The 18966-nt window shown below is 65.8% G+C and carries 15 protein-coding genes; 8 read left to right on the top strand and 7 right to left on the bottom strand.

The features are described from left to right. Positions 1-49: 49 nt before the first annotated feature. From U1737_RS04955 to U1737_RS04935, 5 genes are all read right to left on the bottom strand, one after another. Positions 50-4318, bottom strand: coding sequence for a translocation/assembly module TamB domain-containing protein (locus U1737_RS04955; protein ID WP_332795841.1), 4269 nt, complete (start codon positions 4316-4318; stop codon positions 50-52). Further along, complete coding sequence (locus U1737_RS04950; protein ID WP_332795840.1) at positions 4318-6516, bottom strand: autotransporter assembly complex protein TamA; 2199 nt, start codon at positions 6514-6516, stop codon at positions 4318-4320. Before U1737_RS04950 ends, U1737_RS04955 begins: the two co-directional genes overlap by 1 nt. A 94-nt stretch (positions 6517-6610) precedes the next feature. Next, entirely contained in the window at positions 6611-7045 is a 435-nt protein-coding gene (locus U1737_RS04945) for a hypothetical protein (RefSeq protein WP_332795839.1), read from the bottom strand. Beyond that, the gene (locus tag U1737_RS04940) at positions 7042-7797 is read right to left on the bottom strand and encodes a prepilin peptidase (protein WP_332795838.1); all 756 of its coding nucleotides are present in this window, start codon (positions 7795-7797) and stop codon (positions 7042-7044) included. The genes U1737_RS04945 and U1737_RS04940 overlap by 4 nt, the downstream gene beginning before the upstream one ends. Beyond that, positions 7790-8041, bottom strand: coding sequence for a hypothetical protein (locus tag U1737_RS04935; protein WP_332795837.1), 252 nt, complete (start codon positions 8039-8041; stop codon positions 7790-7792). Before U1737_RS04935 ends, U1737_RS04940 begins: the two co-directional genes overlap by 8 nt. 88 nt (positions 8042-8129) lie before the next feature. Here U1737_RS04935 and U1737_RS04930 point away from each other — a divergent pair, with 88 nt between their 5' ends. From U1737_RS04930 to U1737_RS04915, 4 genes are all read left to right on the top strand, one after another. Next, entirely contained in the window at positions 8130-9323 is a 1194-nt protein-coding gene (locus U1737_RS04930; protein ID WP_332795836.1) for an acetyl-CoA C-acyltransferase, read from the top strand. A 635-nt stretch (positions 9324-9958) separates the two neighbouring features. Continuing rightward, the gene (locus U1737_RS04925; RefSeq protein WP_248522083.1) at positions 9959-11320 is read left to right on the top strand and encodes a GGDEF domain-containing phosphodiesterase; all 1362 of its coding nucleotides are present in this window, start codon (positions 9959-9961) and stop codon (positions 11318-11320) included. Between the two features lie 26 nt (positions 11321-11346). Then, a complete protein-coding gene (locus U1737_RS04920; protein ID WP_332795835.1) occupies positions 11347-13815 on the top strand; it encodes an ATP-binding protein in 2469 nt (822 codons plus the stop codon). A 64-nt stretch (positions 13816-13879) separates the two neighbouring features. Then, complete coding sequence (locus tag U1737_RS04915; RefSeq protein ID WP_332796040.1) at positions 13880-14272, top strand: response regulator; 393 nt, start codon at positions 13880-13882, stop codon at positions 14270-14272. Between the two features lie 3 nt (positions 14273-14275). Here U1737_RS04915 and U1737_RS04910 read toward each other — a convergent pair whose 3' ends face one another. Further along, on the bottom strand, positions 14276-15115 hold the full coding sequence (locus U1737_RS04910; protein ID WP_332795834.1) for a class I SAM-dependent methyltransferase: 840 nt from the start codon (positions 15113-15115) through the stop codon (positions 14276-14278). Positions 15116-15203: 88 nt separating this feature from the next. Between U1737_RS04910 and U1737_RS04905 the strand changes: the two genes are divergently transcribed. From U1737_RS04905 to U1737_RS04890, 4 genes are all read left to right on the top strand, one after another. After that, entirely contained in the window at positions 15204-15929 is a 726-nt protein-coding gene (locus U1737_RS04905) for a ComF family protein (protein ID WP_332795833.1), read from the top strand. A gap of 87 nt (positions 15930-16016) precedes the next feature. Then, positions 16017-16271 carry a glutaredoxin 3 gene (gene grxC, locus U1737_RS04900; protein ID WP_332795832.1) on the top strand — a complete coding sequence of 85 codons (255 nt, stop codon included), beginning with the start codon at positions 16017-16019 and terminating at the stop codon, positions 16269-16271. Then, positions 16271-17098 carry a carbon-nitrogen hydrolase family protein gene (locus U1737_RS04895; protein ID WP_332795831.1) on the top strand — a complete coding sequence of 276 codons (828 nt, stop codon included), beginning with the start codon at positions 16271-16273 and terminating at the stop codon, positions 17096-17098. The genes grxC and U1737_RS04895 overlap by 1 nt, the downstream gene beginning before the upstream one ends. A gap of 36 nt (positions 17099-17134) precedes the next feature. Next, positions 17135-17569 (top strand): DUF1178 family protein, encoded by a 435-nt coding sequence (locus U1737_RS04890; protein WP_332795830.1) that lies wholly within the window; start codon positions 17135-17137, stop codon positions 17567-17569. 162 nt (positions 17570-17731) lie between these two features. Here the strand turns inward: U1737_RS04890 and U1737_RS04885 are convergent, their stop codons facing one another. Continuing rightward, positions 17732-18808 carry a tyrosine-type recombinase/integrase gene (locus tag U1737_RS04885; RefSeq protein ID WP_332795829.1) on the bottom strand — a complete coding sequence of 359 codons (1077 nt, stop codon included), beginning with the start codon at positions 18806-18808 and terminating at the stop codon, positions 17732-17734. Between the last annotated feature and the right edge of the window lie 158 nt (positions 18809-18966).

Below are 18966 nucleotides of genomic sequence, written 5' to 3'. Positions count from 1 at the left end.
CGTTACGCCGTAGGTTTCATAACGGAACCTATCCTGTTGAGATCTTTACTCAATAGTCCTTCGTGTATTTGACGCTTGCGCTCTGCCCGCCGCTCGATCCCGCCGCCGACAACAGGCTGAGCGCCCTCGTCAGCGCGATCTCGAGCTGGGTCGATGTGAAGCCCTTCGCGTCGGTCACGATCTCCACATAAACGTTCTTCGTGATGTACTTGCCCGCCGCGAGGCTGGTGCCGCGGCCGGTCGCTTCGTCGGCGCCGAGCACGCGCAACCGGTCGAATCCGGTCGCCGAGCGCAGCTTGCCGAGCGGATTGAGACCGCCGCCGCCCGACCCGCGCAGCGAGTTCAGCGCCGACGCCAGCTGGATCGCCTCGGTCGCCGACAGATTGGCCGGGCTGGATCCGAACAACAGGCGGCTGAGCACTTCATCCTGCGGCAGCGTCGGCGTCGAGGTGAACGCGATCTGCGGACGCTGGCCGGTACCCGTCACGTTGATGATGACGGTGATGTCGCTGGTTGTGGTGGACGCCTGGATGTTGATATCCGGATCGGTCAGCGCGCCGCCACGGAAGCGGATCTGGCCCTTGGTGACCTCGAACCGCTTGCCCGAGAACGAATAGGTCCCGCGGACGATATCCAGACCGCCGGTAACGATCGGCGCGGCGGAGGTGCCCCCGATCCGCATGTCCATCTCCCACTCGGATTCGAGGCCCATGCCCGACACGAACAGCTGGTTCGGCGCGCGTACCCGGAGGTCGAGTTTGAACGAGCCGGCATTCGCCACCTCCGACCGATCGGTCGACAGTGGCGTACGCACATCGCTCTTGCGCCGTACCCCGGTCAGTTCGGGAACTTCGGCCTGACCCTGGCGGATGATCTGATAGCGCGCCTCGGGGATCTGGAGATCGCCCTGGATCAGCCCGCCGTTGCGATCGTGCGTGAGGCGGACCGTCCCCGTCGTGGTGGCGCTGATCGCGTCGCTCTTCGCGAGTTGCGCATTGTTCAGGGTCGCACGGATGTCGATCGGGAAGCCGCTGTCCGCTGCAAAGCCGATCTTGCCCTGCGCCTGCACGGTGCCGTCGCCGGCCTTCGCGTTGAGCTGCGTCAGTTGCAGGTCGGTGTTCGAGAACCGCCCGGCGATCCGCATCTGCGACAGGCGCGTGCCGTAGGTCTCGTTGTCGTAGGTGAGGTTGTCGGCACGGACGACGCCGTTGAGCTGCGGCGCCTGCAGACGCCCCGAGAAGTCCGCCGCGACCGCGATCGGCCCCGAGAGTTGCTGGTTGGGGATCGCGGCAAAGCTGAACAGCACCGCGGACGGGCCATTGTAGCGGATCCCGCCCGACAGCGGCGCAGCCATCAGGCGCGTGCTCCACGAGCCGTTGCCCGCTGGCAACGGCCGCAGGTTCGCGACCATCCGGCCGATCACCGACGTGCCGCGACGGACAAGTGCACGACCGGTTGCGCCGTCGCCGCCGAGCGTCCCGGCGAACACGATGTCGACGGGGTCGGAGACGGTGGCAAGGCCCGAGCGCGTGAAGTTGGTGACCGTCACGCGGGCGTCGGCGGTCGGCAGTGCGGCCGAGTTTGCCTGCGAGAAGTCGAGGCTGCCGGTCGCCTTACCGCCGATGCCGAGGTTCGGGATAAGCGCGGACAACGTCGAGAGGTCGAGGCGATCGAGCCGGACCTGCGCGTTCGTGCCGCGGCCATAGCTGCCGGCGAGACGTGCCGAACCACCGCCCGCACCACCGAAGTCGATCCGGGTCGGCGACAGGCGATATTCGCCCTTCACCGCCTGGATGCGCGCCGGGTTGACGGTACGAAAGTCGATGCCATTGGCCTGACCCTGTGCGGCGACCAGGTAGTTGTTGGGGCTGAGCTTGGCGTTGACGGCGAGCCGGAACGGGACACCGTTCGAGCCGGTCAGCAGCGCCTGTGCGGTACCATTGCCGCCGACGTAATTGACCTTAGCACGGGCCGCCGAGAGGACGATCGCTCCGTAGCGCATGTCGGCGATCTGCGCGTCGGCGACGATCTGCGGAGTCGGCGTCAGCACCGCGGTCGCGCTGACGATCGCGCGGCCGATGGTGAAGTCGACCATGCCGGGGATCTTGGCACCGTTGGCGCGCGCGGCGACGTCGGCGCGCTGGTAGCCGCCCTGGTTGGCGAGGCGGACATTGCCCGTCAGGCCCTGCCCGGCGAACTGGAGCGCACCCGCGAACGGCCCGGCCGCAGTCTGGACGATCCGGCCGCGACCGGTGATCCCGGCGAACACCACGCGGCGCACGTCGACCGCGAGCTGCGTGCCCGGCGTGACGAGCACGTCGGCGGTGAACGGGCCGTAGTTGGTGCCGCCGCTCGCGGTGACGGCATAGGCGCCGCCGCGGCCGACGATCCGCGCGTTGAGGTTGACGAGTCCGACGCCGACGCCCGGACGTGGCGCCCGAAGGACCACGACCGGCGCCGTCGCGCTACCCGTCACACGGGCGGACAACGGGCCGTAGACGGTGGAATACGCGTCTGCATCGACCAGCACCGCGCCGGTGGCGGGATCGAGGCGACCTTCGCCGCGCGTGACGCGGAATTGTGGCGCGTTCATCCGGAGATTGCGGAAGGTGACGATGCCTTCCGGGCTGTAGCCGATGTCCGAGCGGACGATCGCGTTACCGCCGAGGAAGCTGCGCGCGCCTTCGTTAAAGATCTGCGCGGTCTGCGCGACGACACGGCCGGTGATGCCGAAGCCACCATTCGGGCCGGGCACCAGCTTCGCGTCGGTCGTCAGGTTGACGATGCCGATGCCGTCGACGCGGTAGTTGTTGACCCGGCCCTTCAGCGCACCGGTGTAGCGGCCGGTGGACATGTTCGCGACGACCACCGCGGTCGCGTCGATCTTGTCCGAGCGGATCTTGAGATTGTCGGAGAGGACGTTGACACCGGAAATCGCGAAGTCGCCGTCGATCGCGACGTTGGTCGCGAGACCGCCAACTGCCGCATTCAGCCCCGTCACGCGACGCGCACGTGCCTTCACGGGCACCAGGATGCGGTCGGAGTTCACGCGCGCGAGGCCCTCGGCGTAGAGGTTTTCCACCCCCATGTCGCCGAACGCGATCGTCGCCGCGCGAACCTTGTAGTCGACCGTCGGCGTCGCGAACGCACCATCGAGAACGACGCGTGCCGTGACGTCGCGACCGCGCAGGTTCGGCAGGATCGCGCCGGGCGTCAGCAGCTTCGCGTTTACCGCGAAATTGCCGAACCGGCTGTTGGCGAGATCGATCAGGCCGCCGGCGTCGACCGCGAGCGCGTCGGACTTCAGCGTCATCCGCGTGTCGGCCTTGCGGTCGTTGAGCGTCGTGTCGATCGCGACGTCGAGCTGTGGCGCGGTCAGGCGCTCGACTGGGCCTTCGAGATACAGGCCGGGACGCGTCGAACCGCGCACTTCGATGTGGCCGTTCTTCGCGGTCAGCCCGAGGTTCGCCAGCTGCCCGCCTCCGAGCGTCGCGACAGCGCGACCCTGCCACGAAGCCCAGCTACCGCGGCCATCCACGGTCGCGGTCAATGGCGCCTTGAACGCGCCCATCGTCGAGACGACTCCGCCGACCGGTGCGGTCAGCTTCACGTTGACGTCGAGCTTGTTCTGCTCGGGCACCGCATCGAGCTTCAGCACGAGGCGGTCGCCGCCGGCGATACCGCGGCCGGTCAGTGCGGTCGCGTTGGTCGTCAGCTGCGCGCGCTTGTCGGCGATGTGCACCGCGCCGTCGATCTTCACGATATGCGTCTGGCCGGTCACCGGCTTGGCGATCAGGAAGCGATCGATCGCCAACCGGTTCACGTCGATGTCGAGATCGGGGAGCAGTGGCGCGTTCGGATCGGTCGGCGTCGCGTTGAGCACCGGGCGGCGCTGCAACGTGACCAGCGGTGTCGTCAGCGAGCGCACGTCGACATGGTTGTTGGCAAACGCGAACGGGCGCCAGTCGACGGCGAGCTTCGGGCTGGTCAGGAAGACGCCCTTGGGATCGGACACGCGGACGTCGCTGAGCGTCATCGCGCCGTAGATCGACCCGTCGATCCGGCCGACCTTGATGTTGAGCCCGGATGCGGTGGTGTAGCCGCCGATCTGGTCTGCGACGAGGCGGCGGCCCGGATCGGTGTTGATCCCGAACAGCACGATCAGCACGAGCGCGATCAGCCCGACGACCAGGATCGCGAGCCATTTCAGGATGCGCTGCCACAACGGGCGACGCTCGACGATCACCGTTTCGGACTGCTCGAACTGGTCCCGCTCAGCAGGGCCCCGTTCACCAGCGGGAGTGCCGTTTTCGGCCATCAGAATGCCTGCCCGATCGAGATGTAGAGGGCGATCTTGCCGTCGCCCTCGCGTGGGTTCAGCGGCGTCGCGACGTCGATACGCATCGGGCCGAAGCTGGTATAGAAGCGCCCGCCGATGCCCGCGCCGTAGCGCAAGGACGACAGGTTCGGCGTGCTGCTCTCATAGCTGTTGCCCGCGTCGATGAACGGCACGATGCCGAAATCGCCGAACCGGTAACGCGCTTCGAGCGCGAATTCGTTGAGCGAGCGCCCGCCGATCGGGTTGCCGTTGGGATCGAACGGTCCGAGCCGCTGATAGCCATAGCCGCGCACCGATCCGCCGCCGCCGCCATAATAGCGCCGCGATGGCGCCAGGTCGTCGCGGTCGACGCCCTGGATCGAGCCGGCCTTGGCACGTCCGGCAATCACGATGCTGCTGGAGACGGGGTAATAGAACGTCCCCTCGATCATCGTCCGGATGTACGGCTTCACCGACCCCTGCACCGATGTTTCGGGGCTGAGGTTGAGCGTCAGGCGATAGCCCTTGGTCGGGTTGAGCAGATTGTCCGAGCGATCGAACCGGACCTGGCCCGGCAGCGCGACGATGCCGTAGGTGCGGCGGACGTCCCTGCCTTGCGCGAAGTCGTAGACGCTTTCGTTCGTGCCGACGAGTTCGCCGCCGTAATAATAGGTCAGCGGCTTCTGCCAGATCGGTGTGGAATCGTAGCTCCAGCGGACGCCGACGCTGGTCGTGAACGCGTCATAGGCGTCGTAATTCGAATGGTTCGCGCCGGCGGTCAGGCTGAACGTCCTGTCGCGCTTACCGGCGTTGGCGCGGCGGAACGTGCCCGACACGCCCTGTTCCTGCGTACCCGCTATGACCGATCCGATCAGCGCGCCCTCGTACGGGAACAGGTTGCGGTGCTGCCACGTGCCTTCGGCGCGGAAGCCCTGTCCGGTCGAGAAACCGACATTGCCGCCGAGCGAGCGCGGCTTGCCCTCGCTCTGACGGACCAGCAGGTCGACCTGTTCGGTCCCGTCGGGATTGATCGTGCCGGTGCGGACCGGCTCCACCGACACGGTCGAGAACTGCGACGTCGCCACCAGCGCATCGCGCAGGTCGTCGGTCATGCGGTTGTCGTAGAGTTCGCCCGCCTTGAACCGCGGGAACAGGCTCAGATGCTCGAGATTGAAGACCGGATCGCCTTCGGTCCGCAACTGTCCGAACGATGAGCGTGGACCCGTGTCGACGGGTAAGGTGTACGCACCGGTCGGGGTCTGGTCGTCGAGCAGGATGTCGCGCTCGCCGACCTTGACGAACGGATAGCCCTGCTGCGGCAGCGTCAGGCTGACGTTCGCCTCGGCGCCCTGGATGCGCGCCGCTTCGATCGGGTCGCCGACCTTGAGCGGCAATTGCGTGCGGACCAGATCCGGGGGCGTCGTCGGATCCGCCTTCACGGTAATCGACGACAGCGAATAGAGCCGGCCGGGCTGCGCGCTGACAGTCGCCTTCAGCCGCGCGGGCTTGGTCGTGTCGGCATCGGGGATCGTCTCGATCGTCGAGATCGCGGTGGCGTCGTAATAGCCGAGCGACTTCAGCAACCGCACCGCGAGCGCCTCGTCCTCGCGGGCGCGCGCCGCAACCTGCGTTGCGTTCGCCGCCTTGCCCTTGCCTTCGGCGAGCGCGGACAGCGCCTTGTATTCGCCTTCGAGCCCGTCGCCGGCCTTGTCGAGACCCTTGGTCGCGGTCTCGTAGCGGATTTCAGGCGCGTCCTTGTCCTTGATATCCGCGGCAGTCTGGAGCGGGGTCGTGTCGAAGCTCGACAGCGGTGTCAGCGGTTGAGCGAGTTGCGGATCGCTGGGACCGGTCGGCGGCAGGACGTCGCCCGCAATCGTGGTCGCGGGGGACGTCGCGGTTGCGGGCGTTGCAGGTGCCTGGGTTGACGGAGCAGGCAGCGGCGCCATCGCTTCCAACGGCGCATTCAGGTCACCGCTGAGCGGCGGCAGCGCGCTGTCGAATTCGGCATCGGGAACGATCGGCGCGTCGGAGCGCGGGTCGGTGGACTGCGGCTGATCGCTCGGCTTGGGCGCGTCGGGACCCTTGGCCGGGGCGGTGCCCGGCTTGGCAAGCTGCGCGGAACCGATACCCGCAAACCCCGTTGTCGACGCTACCAACGCAAGAGCGAGCCAATGATGCCGGCTGTTCGAAGCTGTCACACGATCCCCTTTACGGACGGCAATCGTGTACGATTCACCCCCATCTTCGTCACCGTAACGCACGGAGGACGGCTTGGTTTCACCAGAATTCAGATCAGACACAGCCGATTAGGCCACCGACCGGCATGACGACGGTATCACGTCCGGGGCGGTCGATCCGTAGCGTCGCGGACGTGACTGTCGCGCCCGCGGAAATGTCGGCGCGGACGGCGACCGCCATGTCGAGCGTCGCGGTCACGTCGCCGCCGCGATACTGCGTGACGCCGCCGAAGCCGAAGCCGATCGCGGGTGACTGGGTCGCCATCGCATAGTCGGTCGTCTTGCCGTCGATCGCGAGGCGGATCTGCGCAGGGTCGGCGGTGGCCATCGCGACGAGTTGGCGGCCGGCGTCCATGCTCCACAGATACGCGGCGCACCCCTTGGCGGGAAGCTTCTGCTTGCCGATCGCGCCGAGCGGGCCCGGACCTGGATTTGCAGCTGGCGCAGGCGTCGCGGCTTGCAACGCGAGCATAAGAGCGAGCGATATCATGGAGTCAGGCCTATCATGAACAGCCACGCCGGATAACCCGCGATCGCCAGCAACGCGCCGAATGGAAGCGCAGTGTCGGCGGCCATGCTGCGTCCCTTGAGATGCGCGGAGAGGACGACGCCGAGCCCGATCATGCTCGCGATCAACAGGACGGCGGGCAACATCTGCCATCCGAGCCACAACCCGATCGCGCCGAACAGCTTGGGATCGCCGCCGCCCATCCCGTCGCGTCCACGCAAACGTCGATAGCCGAACGCGACCAGCCACAGCGTGGCGAACCCGGCGATGCCGCCGATCAGTCGCTCGGGAAGCGGTGGGTCGATATCGAGCGCGGCGCTCGCCAACCCGGTGGCGGCGAGTAGAAGGGTCAGTCGATCGGGCAGCCAGAACGCGACGAGATCGAGGCTGGCGAGCGCGAGCAGCAACCAGCCGAACACCGCGCCCGCGATCCCGACGGGCCCCGGCACGACCAACCCCGCCGCGACACCGATCGCCAGCCCAGCCAGCTCGATCCGCCAATGAACGGGGCTGATCGGCGCCCCGCACGAGCGACAGAGCCCTCGCAGGACAAGAGCGCTGAGCAGCGGCACGAGGTCGGTCGCGCGCAGCGTTCTCCCGCAGGCGTCGCACGCCGACCGCCCCTGCATCACCGATCGCCCGTCGGGCCAGCGCGTCACCAGCGCGGCGACGAAGCTGCCGACGATCACCCCGAGCACGCCCAGCGAACCCGCCCAGATTGCCGTCTCACACACCCGTCTTGCGGACCAGATAGCGATACACGCCGAGGAGGTTGATCCCGAACAACACGATGTTCTGCGTGCCCAGCGCCCAGTCCCCGGTCAAGGCCGCACCGCTCAGCCACGCGATCGACGAGCCGACGAACAGCACGAATCCCCACCCCGTCACGCGCCGCCCGAAATCCAGCGATACCATCAACGCGGCGATGACCCCGGATGCGGCGGCACCCCATTTGAGCGTCGTGATGAGGGTTTCCATGCCGACGGGTCTAGGCGCGTCCGCCCGTGCTTTGTATTGCCGCACATCAACCCCAGATACGGGGCAGAAAAATACATGGAGAGCTGAAGTGGCCGTCGATCGAGATCCCATCGTCATCCTGTCCTACGCGCGCACGCCGATGGGTTCGTTCCAGGGGGCGCTGTCGGGCGCGACAGCGACGCAGCTTGGCGCCGACGCGGTGCGCGGTGCGGTAGAGCGGTCGGGCGTATCGGCCGCCGAGATCGAGCGGATCTACATGGGCTGCGTGCTGCCGGCCGGGCTCGGCCAGGCGCCTGCGCGACAGGCCGCGATCAACGCGGGGCTCGGCGATCATGTCGAGGCGACGACCGTCAACAAGATGTGCGGATCGGGCATGCAGGCGGCGATCCTCGCCGCGGATGCGCTGGCGGCCGGGTCGGTCGACCTGCTCGTCGCGGGCGGCATGGAGAGCATGACCAATGCGCCATACCTCTCGAAAAGCCACCGCGGCGGCGCGCGGATCGGGCATGATCGGATGTACGATCACATGTATCTCGACGGGCTTGAGGATGCGTATGAACCCGGCAAGCTGATGGGCAATTTCGCCGAGGACACCGCGCACGACTACCAGTTCACGCGCAAGCAGATGGACGACTACGCCATCGAGTCGCTGCACAGGGCGCAGGCCGCGCAGAAGTCCGGCGCGTTCGACCGCGAGATCGTGGCTGTCGAGATCGCCGGTCGCAAGGGCCCGACGACAGTGTCGCTCGACGAGCAGCCCGCCAAGGGCGACGTCGCCAAGATTCCGACGCTGAAGCCCGCCTTCTCGAAGGACGGCACGATCACCGCCGCCAACGCCTCGTCGATCTCCGACGGCGCGGCCGCGCTGGTGATGACGCGTATGAGCGTCGCGGAACGGCTTGGGCACACGCCGATCGCGCGGGTCGTGGCGCACGCCGCGCATGGGCACGCGCCATCGCTGTTCACGACCGCGCCGGTGTTCGCGATGCGCAAGGCGATGGCGAAGGCCGGCTGGTCGGCATCTGACATCGACCTGTTCGAGGTCAACGAAGCCTTCGCCGTCGTCGCGATGATCGCGATGCGCGACCTTGGCCTGCCGCATGACAAGGTGAACATCCACGGCGGCGCGTGCGCGCTCGGCCATCCGATCGGCGCAAGCGGCGCGCGCATCCTCGCGACATTGCTGTCGGCGCTGGAAACCACCGGCCAGAAGCGCGGGCTTGCCTCGCTTTGCATCGGCGGCGGCGAAGCGACCGCGATGGCGGTGGAGCTGATGAACTAAGTCGCAAATGACCAGGGGGAGGGGGCTCGCTCTCTCCCCGTAGAGGCTGACGACCGAGCCGGTCTCCGGCATCCCGTCAAATCACACCGCTTTTGCAAACGCCACCGCTTCGCTCGGTGCGCGGTCCGAGCACGGCGGAGTTGCGCCTGACGCGCGCCCACATCTGCATTTTCTGGACGCGGATACCGTTTCGTACGCGGTATGCCGAGGGCGGTATCGCGAGTCCGACATCGGCTGCGAGCCGGATGATCGAACGCTCCGCGCTAATGTTACAGCAGTGTTACTGCCCAATCAGGGTCTTGGCTCCGGTCCGCAAGCAACGTGCGATTCGGTGTGCCGCGCTATTCATCCGACATGAAGTGTCGGCTCGGTCCACGTGTTCGCCGCATACGGACGAACAGCGTTAACCGAGCCGACGTGGCATTCACCAGGGGCGAATGCCGCTGTAGATCAGCGAAATGATGAGATTCAGCATGTTTTATGCTCCCTTATTGACACCCAACCGGATGCAAATTCGGCTTAATGGATAACGAAACGTTAAACAATGATTTTTGTAAATTGTTAACCATGATTTCTGAAGCACTCGGCCGGCTCTACTTAAGACAATGTTTATGCGTGTCGGATATCCGGGAGGTATGAGGGAGTTTCCGCAGTCGCACTTCGCTAACCGCGTTCAAGCGGACGTCCCGCTTGGCTCGCTCAGCCCCATTTCACAGGTTGGCGGCGGCGGGGTTCCCGGGCATTTTCAACGACCGATCGGTTGGCAATTCCTGATCCTGGCGGAGATCGAGAATTTCGGTGTGCTCCGCCGGCACCTCGGGCGGCCCCGTGTCGACACGCTGATCGTCGACGTAGCGGCCCGCATCAGTGCGGTGTTGCCCGACGCGCGGATTGTCATTGCGGGCCGCGACATGGTCGAAATCGCATTCGAGAGCGAGGCGCGGCTGGCGCTGGACATGGCGATCACTGCACTCGAGACCGCGCTGGACCTGCCGTTCGATCTCGATGGCGAATCGCATAGGGTGCACGTTCAGTTCGGCGCGTCGGCCGGGCCAACGATCGGCGCGCGCGATGAGGTTCAGCTGATCGAGGAAGCCGAGCGCGCCTTGGCAGATGCGCGCAGCGAGCGGGTCGCCGTGGCACGCGACGTGAGCGCGGGCGCCGAGTCCGTCGATCGGGCGCAATTGGCGAGCGACCTGACGATCGCGATCAATACCGATCAGCTTTTTCTTCAGTATCAGCCGAAGGTGCATCTCAGGCGGCAGGAGATCACCAGCGTCGAGGCGCTCGTGCGCTGGAACCATCCCATCAGAGGCTTGGTATTGCCGAGCGATTTCATTCCGATCGCGGAGGAATCACGTGATATCGTCGCGCTCACCCTATGGACCATTCGCCGTTCCATTCGCGACCAGAAGACACTTGCTGCCAATGGCCACGACCTGCGGATATTCATCAATATTGCGGGCGTTCTGCTGGCCGATGCCCGGTTCGTCCGAACGGTCTGCGCGCTGATCGAAGCCAGCGGCGCACGGCTAGGGTTCGAGATCACCGAGACCTCGGTCATCCGCGATCCCGAAAGCGCGATCGCAAACCTCAAGATCTTTGCCGACATCGGCATCGTGATCGCGATCGACGATTATGGCGCTGGCTTGTCGTCGCTGGCCTATCTCAAGCAGTTGCCGGCGCGCGAACTGAAGATCGACAAGCTGTTCGTCACGCAACTCACCAGTTCGAACCGCGACCCGTTGATCGTGCGCTCGACGATCGACCTTGCCCATGCACTCGAAATGGAAGTGGTTGCCGAAGGCGTCGAGACGCCGGCGGCCATGGCGTTGCTGTCGGTCATGGGGTGCGACATGATCCAGGGGTTCCTGATCAGCCGCCCGATCAATCTCGACGCGCTGATCCCCTTTCTCACAGACGAAAAGCACCTCGCTATCGCTGCGGACGTGCGTGCGCCGTTCAACCGGCTTGCGACCGTGTGGAAGCGCGGTTGAGTCGGCGGGTGGCCTTCTGGATCGGAATGGCCGCCAATGTCCTGCTTCTCGGCCTTGGCGTTAACCAGCCCAGCGTTGCACAGACCGCGAAATCGTCCGCGGAAGGGCGGTTCGATCGGACTATAGCCGATGCGAAAGCCGCGATGTTGATCGATTCGGAGGAGGCCCGGTCGAAGGCGGCGTCCGCAGAGGCTATCGCTGCATCGATTCGCGATCCCGGCACCCGCGATATTTCGACGGCCACCGCCCAGTGGCTGCAAGGAGAAGCCTATCTCCGCATCGGCAACCCCGAGAAAGCGCGATTACTGATCGGCGGGGCGTTGGCCAAGGCCGCCGCGCAGGCCCCGCAATCCAAGCTGTACGCGGACATCTTGCTATCGCGTGGTGGGGCCGAAAGTGCCCAGGGACGCGCCGGAGCGGCGTTGACCGACTATCAGACGGCTTTTGCGCGCTATCGTAAAATGGGCGATAATCGAGGACAGGCCATGGCGCTGATCTTCATCGCGTGGTTGTATACCGAGGCGATGGATCAGAATACCGCGCTCAAATACTATGATCAGGCCATCGAAATATATCGGACGGACCCAAGCCTTTCCGTGTCCGTATACAATAATCGTGCGACGGCGTTCGGTGAGCTCAAGCAGTATACGCAGGCTCTTGCCGAATTCAAAATAGCTTTGTCCTTGGCCAAGGGGCTTAAAAGTGCTCCTCTGGTGGCGCAGATCTATGCAAACCTTGCCTTGCTGCAATTGTCGTCGGGAAATCTGACGGGGGCGGAGCAGTCAATTCGGGAAGGCCTTTTGCTGACGGCGGACCGTGAAACGTCCGGGTTGAGGGCGGGCATCATTGCGATCTCGGCGCAGCTGGCGTTGCAACGCCGACAAATTCCGCGGGCCGTGACCCTCATCACCAAGGCGTTGGCGGACCTGGGGCCCAAGGGAACGAGTATATCGCCCAAGGATCTTCACGAGACGGCCTACGACGTGTTTGTTGCGGCGAATGATCCCAAGTCGGCGCTCGTCCACCTGCAAGCGCTGAAGCGGATCGACGACGACGCGACGAAGGTTGCGACCAGTACCAAGTCGGCGCTGATGGCCGCGCGGTTCGACTTCGCGAACCAGGAACTGAAGATCAGCCAGCTACGGGCTGACGAACTGCGTCGGGGCATCGCGTTCGAGCGAGCGCGGGTACAGACCCAGCGCTATGTCTTTCTCGGGGTGGCGGTGGCCGTCGCGATCGTCATCGCGTTGCTGGCGATCGGTCTGTTCACGATCCGACGCAGCCGCAACAAGGTACGGGCCGTGAACGCGGACCTGGCGATCACCAACAGCGCGCTCGGCAAGGCATTGGCCGCCAAGACCGAATTCCTCGCGACGACCAGCCATGAGATTCGCACGCCGCTGAACGGCATCCTCGGCATGACCCAGGTGATGCTCGCCGATGGCGGATTGTCGCCGCTGCTGCGCGATCGGCTGGATGTCGTCCATGGTGCCGGGCTGACCATGCGCGCCTTGGTCGACGATATTCTCGATGTCGCGAAGATGGAAACCGGCAACCTGACGATCGAGGCCGTGCCGTTCGATCTCTGCGCGACGGTGATGGATGCGACGCGGATGTGGGACGAGCAGGCTCGCAGCAAGGGTTTGTCGTTCGAGGTCGATCTCAAGGGTTGCCCCGCAATGATCGTCGGCGACGCCGCGCGTATTCGGCAGATCGTCTTCAACCTGCTGTCCAACGCGCTGAAGTTCACCAAGCGGGGCCGAGTCGTGCTTGCGGTCGATGTCGGGGGCAACGGTCGGTTGGAGATCGCGGTGACCGATTCCGGGATCGGCATCCCCGCCGACAAGCTGGAACAGATTTTCGAGTCCTTCGCGCAAGCCGATGCCGGGACGACCCGTCAATTCGGCGGGACCGGTCTGGGGTTGGCGATCTGCCGCAACCTCGCTCGGGCGATGGGCGGCGATGTATCGGTCGCCAGCGTCGAGGGGCAGGGCACGACCTTCACCCTGACGCTGCCCTTCGTTCGCGCGGCCCGCGCCGCGCAGGCCGCGGCTCCGGTCGAGAATGACGGCGTGGTGACGCTGGTCGTCGATCGCAATCCGATCACGCGCAGCATGTTCAAGGCCCTGCTCGCGCCGCATACCGGGATGATCGCCTTTGCCGGATCGATCGACGAGGCCGTTACGCGTCTAGGTGATGGCATGGTCGCGCACGTTTTGATCGACGACGCCACGGTCCGGCTGGGCGGTGATCCGCTGGCCGATCTCCGACGCCTCGCCGACGCGGCACGGCTGGCCATCGCGGGGGCGCCCCCTGCAGAAACGAGCCTGTTATGGCCGGTTTCGGCACGGCAGGAAGAGGACGAATTGCTCGCGACGGGCGTCACCAGGGTTATTGCGAAGCCGGTCAGCGGAGCCGCGTTGATCCGCGCGATCTACGGCGAACCGACGCCCCGAAAAGCCGTACATCCTGTCCTTGTGTCGGACGCTGCATAGAGCGTAGATGCACGATTATGTCCGCCGCATTTCCCTCGCCAGTCCTGCTCTCGACGAGGCGATGGTGAACGTCCTCTTCATCGAAGACGACCGGATGAATCGGCGCGTCGTCAAGGACATGCTGGATGTCGCCGGTGTGACGATGGTCGAGGCGGAAAGTGCCGAACGGGGCCTGGAAATCATCGAAGAACAGGATTTCGCGATCATCCTGGTCGATCTCCGGATGCCCGGCATGGACGGGGTGACCGCGATCAGACACATTCGCGCGCGCAACGATGCCAAGGGACGCGTGCCGATCATCGTGGTGACGGCCGATATCGCGCCCGATCTGCGTCAGCGCTGCATGGTCGCAGGCGCGGACGACGTGATCTTCAAACCCGTGGCGATGGATTCGCTGTTCGACGCCATGGGACGCATCCTCGCGCGCGATGCCGAGGGCGAAGGAATGATCAGCTAGTCATTATTTGCTTTTCAGCGCGTCGGTCATCGATGCGGTCGCGCTGCCGCGTCGCGCCGGCTTGGGCTGCGAAGGATCTGGCGACCAGCCGGTCAGGAAGACGATCTGGAATTTTTCATGCGTCCGGCCGCGATCGTCGGCCGCCGATGCGAAGGCGGCCAGCGTCCGCCCGAAGATTTCGCGCGACATGGGCTGGCGCTGCTTGAGCATGTTGCTCGCCGCCATCCCGCGCAGATCGCCCAGCAATCGCCCGAGATCGCGGTAGCCGACATCGAGCGTCTCGACATCCGCGACCGGCAGGGCAAAGCCCGCGCGCATCAGCAGGTCGCCGGCCGAGCGCACGTCGACCTGCGGATGCAGCCGCGCCGCCGGACGATCGACTTCGGCGGTCCGCAGCGCCGACCGCAGGGCCGGCAGGCTCCCGGCGCCGACGAACGCACCGAGGAACAGTCCGTCCGGACGCAACACCCGGCGGATCAGCGACAGCGCGCCGGGCAGATCGTCGACTTGGTCGAGCACGCCGGCGCTGACGACCAGATCGAACGACGCATCCGCGAACGGCAGGCGGTCCTCGTCCGCCTGCACACCGGCGGCGGCGGCGGCGAACGCATAGCCCGGATCGCACCGCGCGACCCGTGCACCGGGCGGCGCGGGAAAGGCCGCATCGAAACATCCCAGATCGAGAACGTCGCTGAACGACCGCGTTACCGCATCGAGCCGCTCGGCGATGCCGTCGAGCATCGTCGCGCGCAGGAAGTCATGCTCGGCAAAAACCGGTGCGGCGCGATCCCGGCGGTAGCGGCGCGCGACGCGGTCGAAAATCTCGGGGGCTTGGTCTGACACGGTGCGCTTGTGCCGTGCACCGGCATCCGCGACAAGTGGCGCGACCCACCAGACGCTAAAAACGCGTCGCGGTGACGAGGGGCTCTGTTTGAAACTGCCGGCCGCGCTTCGCCATGTCGTCGATTTCGCGTTGCCACCGCGCTGCGCGGGTTGCGGCCTGCCGGTCGCGGAGGATCACCGGTTCTGCGCACCATGCTGGAGCAGTTTGCGCTTTCTCGGGCCGCCCTGGTGCGCCGCCTGCAACGTCCCGTTCGCGTTCGACCGGGGCGACGGCGCGTGCTGTGCAGACTGCCTGCGCGATCCGCCACGCCATGCGGGGGTGCGTGCCGCGGTCGCGTATGGCCCGGTTGCGCGCGCACTGGCGCTACGCCTGAAATATGGCGGGCGGATCGCCTTTGCCGAAACGATGGCGTTGCGGATGCGTCGCTTGCTGCCGGCCGAAACCGAACTGCTGGTGGCGGTCCCGCTGCACCGCTGGCGGCTATGGTCGCGGGGCTTCAATCAGGCGGGGTTGATCGCGGACGCACTCGTGCGCCTAGGCGCGGTTCCGCACGATCGCGACGTGTTAACGCGGTCGCGCCGCACCATGATCCTGCGCGGCCTCGGTGGCCGGCAACGCGCCAAGGCGGTCGCGGGCGCATTTGCGATCGAAGCGCCCGATCGCGTGCGGGGACGGGCGGTCGTACTGGTCGACGACATCTATACGAGCGGCGCGACCGCCGACGCGTGCACGCGGGTTCTGCTGCGCGCGGGCGCCAGATCCGTCACGATCCTGTGCTGGGCGCGCGTGCTTTCCAGCACTGAGGACGCGTGATGCCGGATGAGCCAATGCAACCGACGGCAGGTCACGGATCGCCGCCAACCGATTGACAATGCGGGAGCAAGACCACACCTCGTCGCAATGGCTAAAGTTGAAATCTACATCAAGCAGTTCTGCCCCTATTGCTCGCGGGCGATGAAGCTCCTGGCGTCCAAGGGCGTCGAGCCGGAGACGTTCGACGTCACCATGGGCGGCCCGAAAAAGGCCGAGATGGTCGAGCGGTCGGGTGGCCGCATTACCATGCCACAGGTCTTCATCGACGGTAAGCATATCGGCGGGTCGGACGATCTGGCGGCGCTCGACGCGAAGGGTGGCCTAGACCCGCTGCTCGCCTGATGCCGCGGATCGGCGTCCTCCAGATGACCAGCGGGATCGATCTCGCGGTCAACGCCGCGACGCTGGTCGATGCGATCCGGACGGCGGGGCGCGAGGGCGCCGCGATGTTGTTCACGCCCGAGATGTCGGGGCTCATCGATCGCGATCGGGCCCGCGGGGCCAAGTCGATCGTCACCGAAGACGAGGATCCGGTTCTTGCTGCGGTGCGCACGGCGGCGGCCGACGCGCGCATCTGGGTTCATCTCGGATCGCTTGCGGTGCGCCGGCCCGATGGCAAATACGCCAATCGCGGCTTCGTGATCGACGCTGGCGGTGCGATCCTGGCACGGTACGACAAGCTACACCTGTTCGACGTCGACCTGCCGACTGGCGAGAGCTGGCGCGAGTCCGCCGCCTATGTCGGTGGCGAGACGGCGGTGGTGGTGGACACGCCCGCGGGCATGCTCGGCCCGTCGATCTGCTACGATCTGCGCTTCGCCGACTTGTACCGGGCGCTCAGCGACGCGGGCGCCACGATCTTATCCGTCCCTGCCGCGTTTACGCAACCGACCGGCAGCGCGCACTGGCACGTGCTGTTGCGCGCCCGTGCGATCGAGGCTGGCGCCTATGTCGTCGCGGCGGCACAGACCGGGGTGCATGCCGATGGCCGGTCCACTTACGGTCATTCGCTGGTCGTCGATCCCTGGGGCGAGGTGATCCTCGACTTGGGCGAGGCGGCGGGGCTTGGCTTCGCGGAGATCGACCCCGCCCGCATCGACGCGGTCCGATCGCGCATCCCGGTGCTGAAGCATCGCCGCGCGATCCCGCCGGTCACGGTTGTCGCATGACGGGGCTGTACCGGATGACGGGGTGGTGACCACGCGGTGATCGTGTTCGATCTCAAATGCAGCGGCGGCCATGTCTTCGAAGCTTGGTTCGCGTCGAGTGGCGCCTATGAGGATCAACGGACAGCCGGCCGGGTCGCATGTCCGATCTGCAACGATGCCAACGTTACGAAAGCGCTGATGGCGCCGGCGATCCCGAGTAAAGGCAACCGCAAGCCCGATCCTCCGACGCCCGCCGCCGCCGTCAAGTCGATTATGAAAGCGCTCGCGACCAGACAGGCGGACGCGTTGAAATCGTCCGAATGGGTCGGTACGGCATTTGCCGATCGCGCGCGTGCCATGCACTTCGGCGAGGAAGATCATGCGACGATCCATGGTCAAGCCAGCCTCGCCGAGGCCAAGGCGTTGATCGAGGACGGAATACCCGTCGCACCCCTGGTATTGCCGGTCGCGCCGCCGAAGAAGCTGAACTGACGCCGGGGAACCTGAACCGGTAGAGTTAGGCGCCGCGCCGGTCGTGGACAGGCGTGCGAGATGGTGCCCCCGGCGAGATTTGAACACGCGGCCTACGGTTTAGGAAGGCGTTGTGCGTCATCGCTCGGGATGATGCATAAAAGGCGGAAACGCGCGGTTTCATCAGGCGGTAGCGGCCTCGAACCGTGGGGCTTGTGCCCCGCGCTGTGCCACGAGCGACTTTGCGCCCTTGACCTGCTCGGGTGTCAGGAACGCGAGATAGCGCTCTGTGACAGTGATCGTGCTGTGCCCCAACTCGCCCTGCAGATCGTAGATCGAGCCGCGCCCGGAACGGAGATATTCGACAGCGAACAGGTGACGAAAGTCGTGATGACTGAAGCGGTGAAACTCTACCTCTTCGCGTGCCGCTTTCTGTGCCACCCGGCGCGTCAGATCACCCAGACGCGATGAGACGTCCGTGATGCGCTCCCCCTTGTCCTTCCAGAAGACCCAGGGCTTGCCGATGTAGCGAGGCTGCCGGTCGATGACCGCCTCGGCCGTGCTTGTCAGCGGTATGACGCGCAGCTTCTCGCCCTTGCCCTTTTCTACGGTGATCGTGCGCTCGACGCGGTCGATCGCCACGTGACGCAGGCTTGTGACCTCGTCTAGCCGTAAACCCGTCTCGCGTGTGAACTCGCATAGGTCCCGCACGCGCGGGACTAGACGGGGAAATACCATCGCGATCGAGGCCTCTTGCGGCAGGATCACGCGGGCAACCCGTTCGGGAACGATCCGCCGGCGGTTTAGGCCAACTGCCGGGTTATCAGCGATCCAGCCCTCGTCGGCCGCGTTATCGAGCACACTTGATATCGCCGTGAGATCGCGGCGTATCGTCGCATTCTTTACCCCGGCGCGGCGGCGGTCCTTGATGAGCTCCTTCAGGATCTCGGCCGAGATCTGCTGCACCGACAACTGGTCGAAGTGTCCGCGCACCTGGCGAAGGCTGCACAGATAGCGGGTGTACGTTTGCGGGCCGACGGCCGTGGAGATCCGCAGGCTCCAGCTGACGACCGCGTCGGCCCAGCTCACCGGGCCTGCTGCGCCGAAGACGGCTTCGTCTTCGACCTGCTCTCGCAAGAGCGTCAGCCTTTTCATCGCGACCCGCTCAGAACGCGTTCGTAGGCTTTCGCGGTATTCGACGCCCCCGACCTTGAAGCGCGCCCAGTAGATGCCCGCGCGGAGGTATATGTTTTTCGGCATGAAGGCCTCTTCGTTGTTCGAGTGACCCAAGCGCGGAGTTCGGCGACGGCGAAGAGCCAGCGCCCTGCCGGCTTGCTCGCGCCGGGAATCGATGGCGCGAGGTCCTGCAGGGTGCGGCGGGATATGCCGGTGATCAATACAGCGCCGGCGATGCCTAC

This window comes from Sphingomonas fucosidasi, assembly GCF_036663855.1.
Taxonomy (GTDB): Bacteria; Pseudomonadota; Alphaproteobacteria; order Sphingomonadales; family Sphingomonadaceae; genus Sphingomonas; species Sphingomonas faeni_B.
This window is presented reverse-complemented; position numbering and strand designations above follow the sequence as displayed.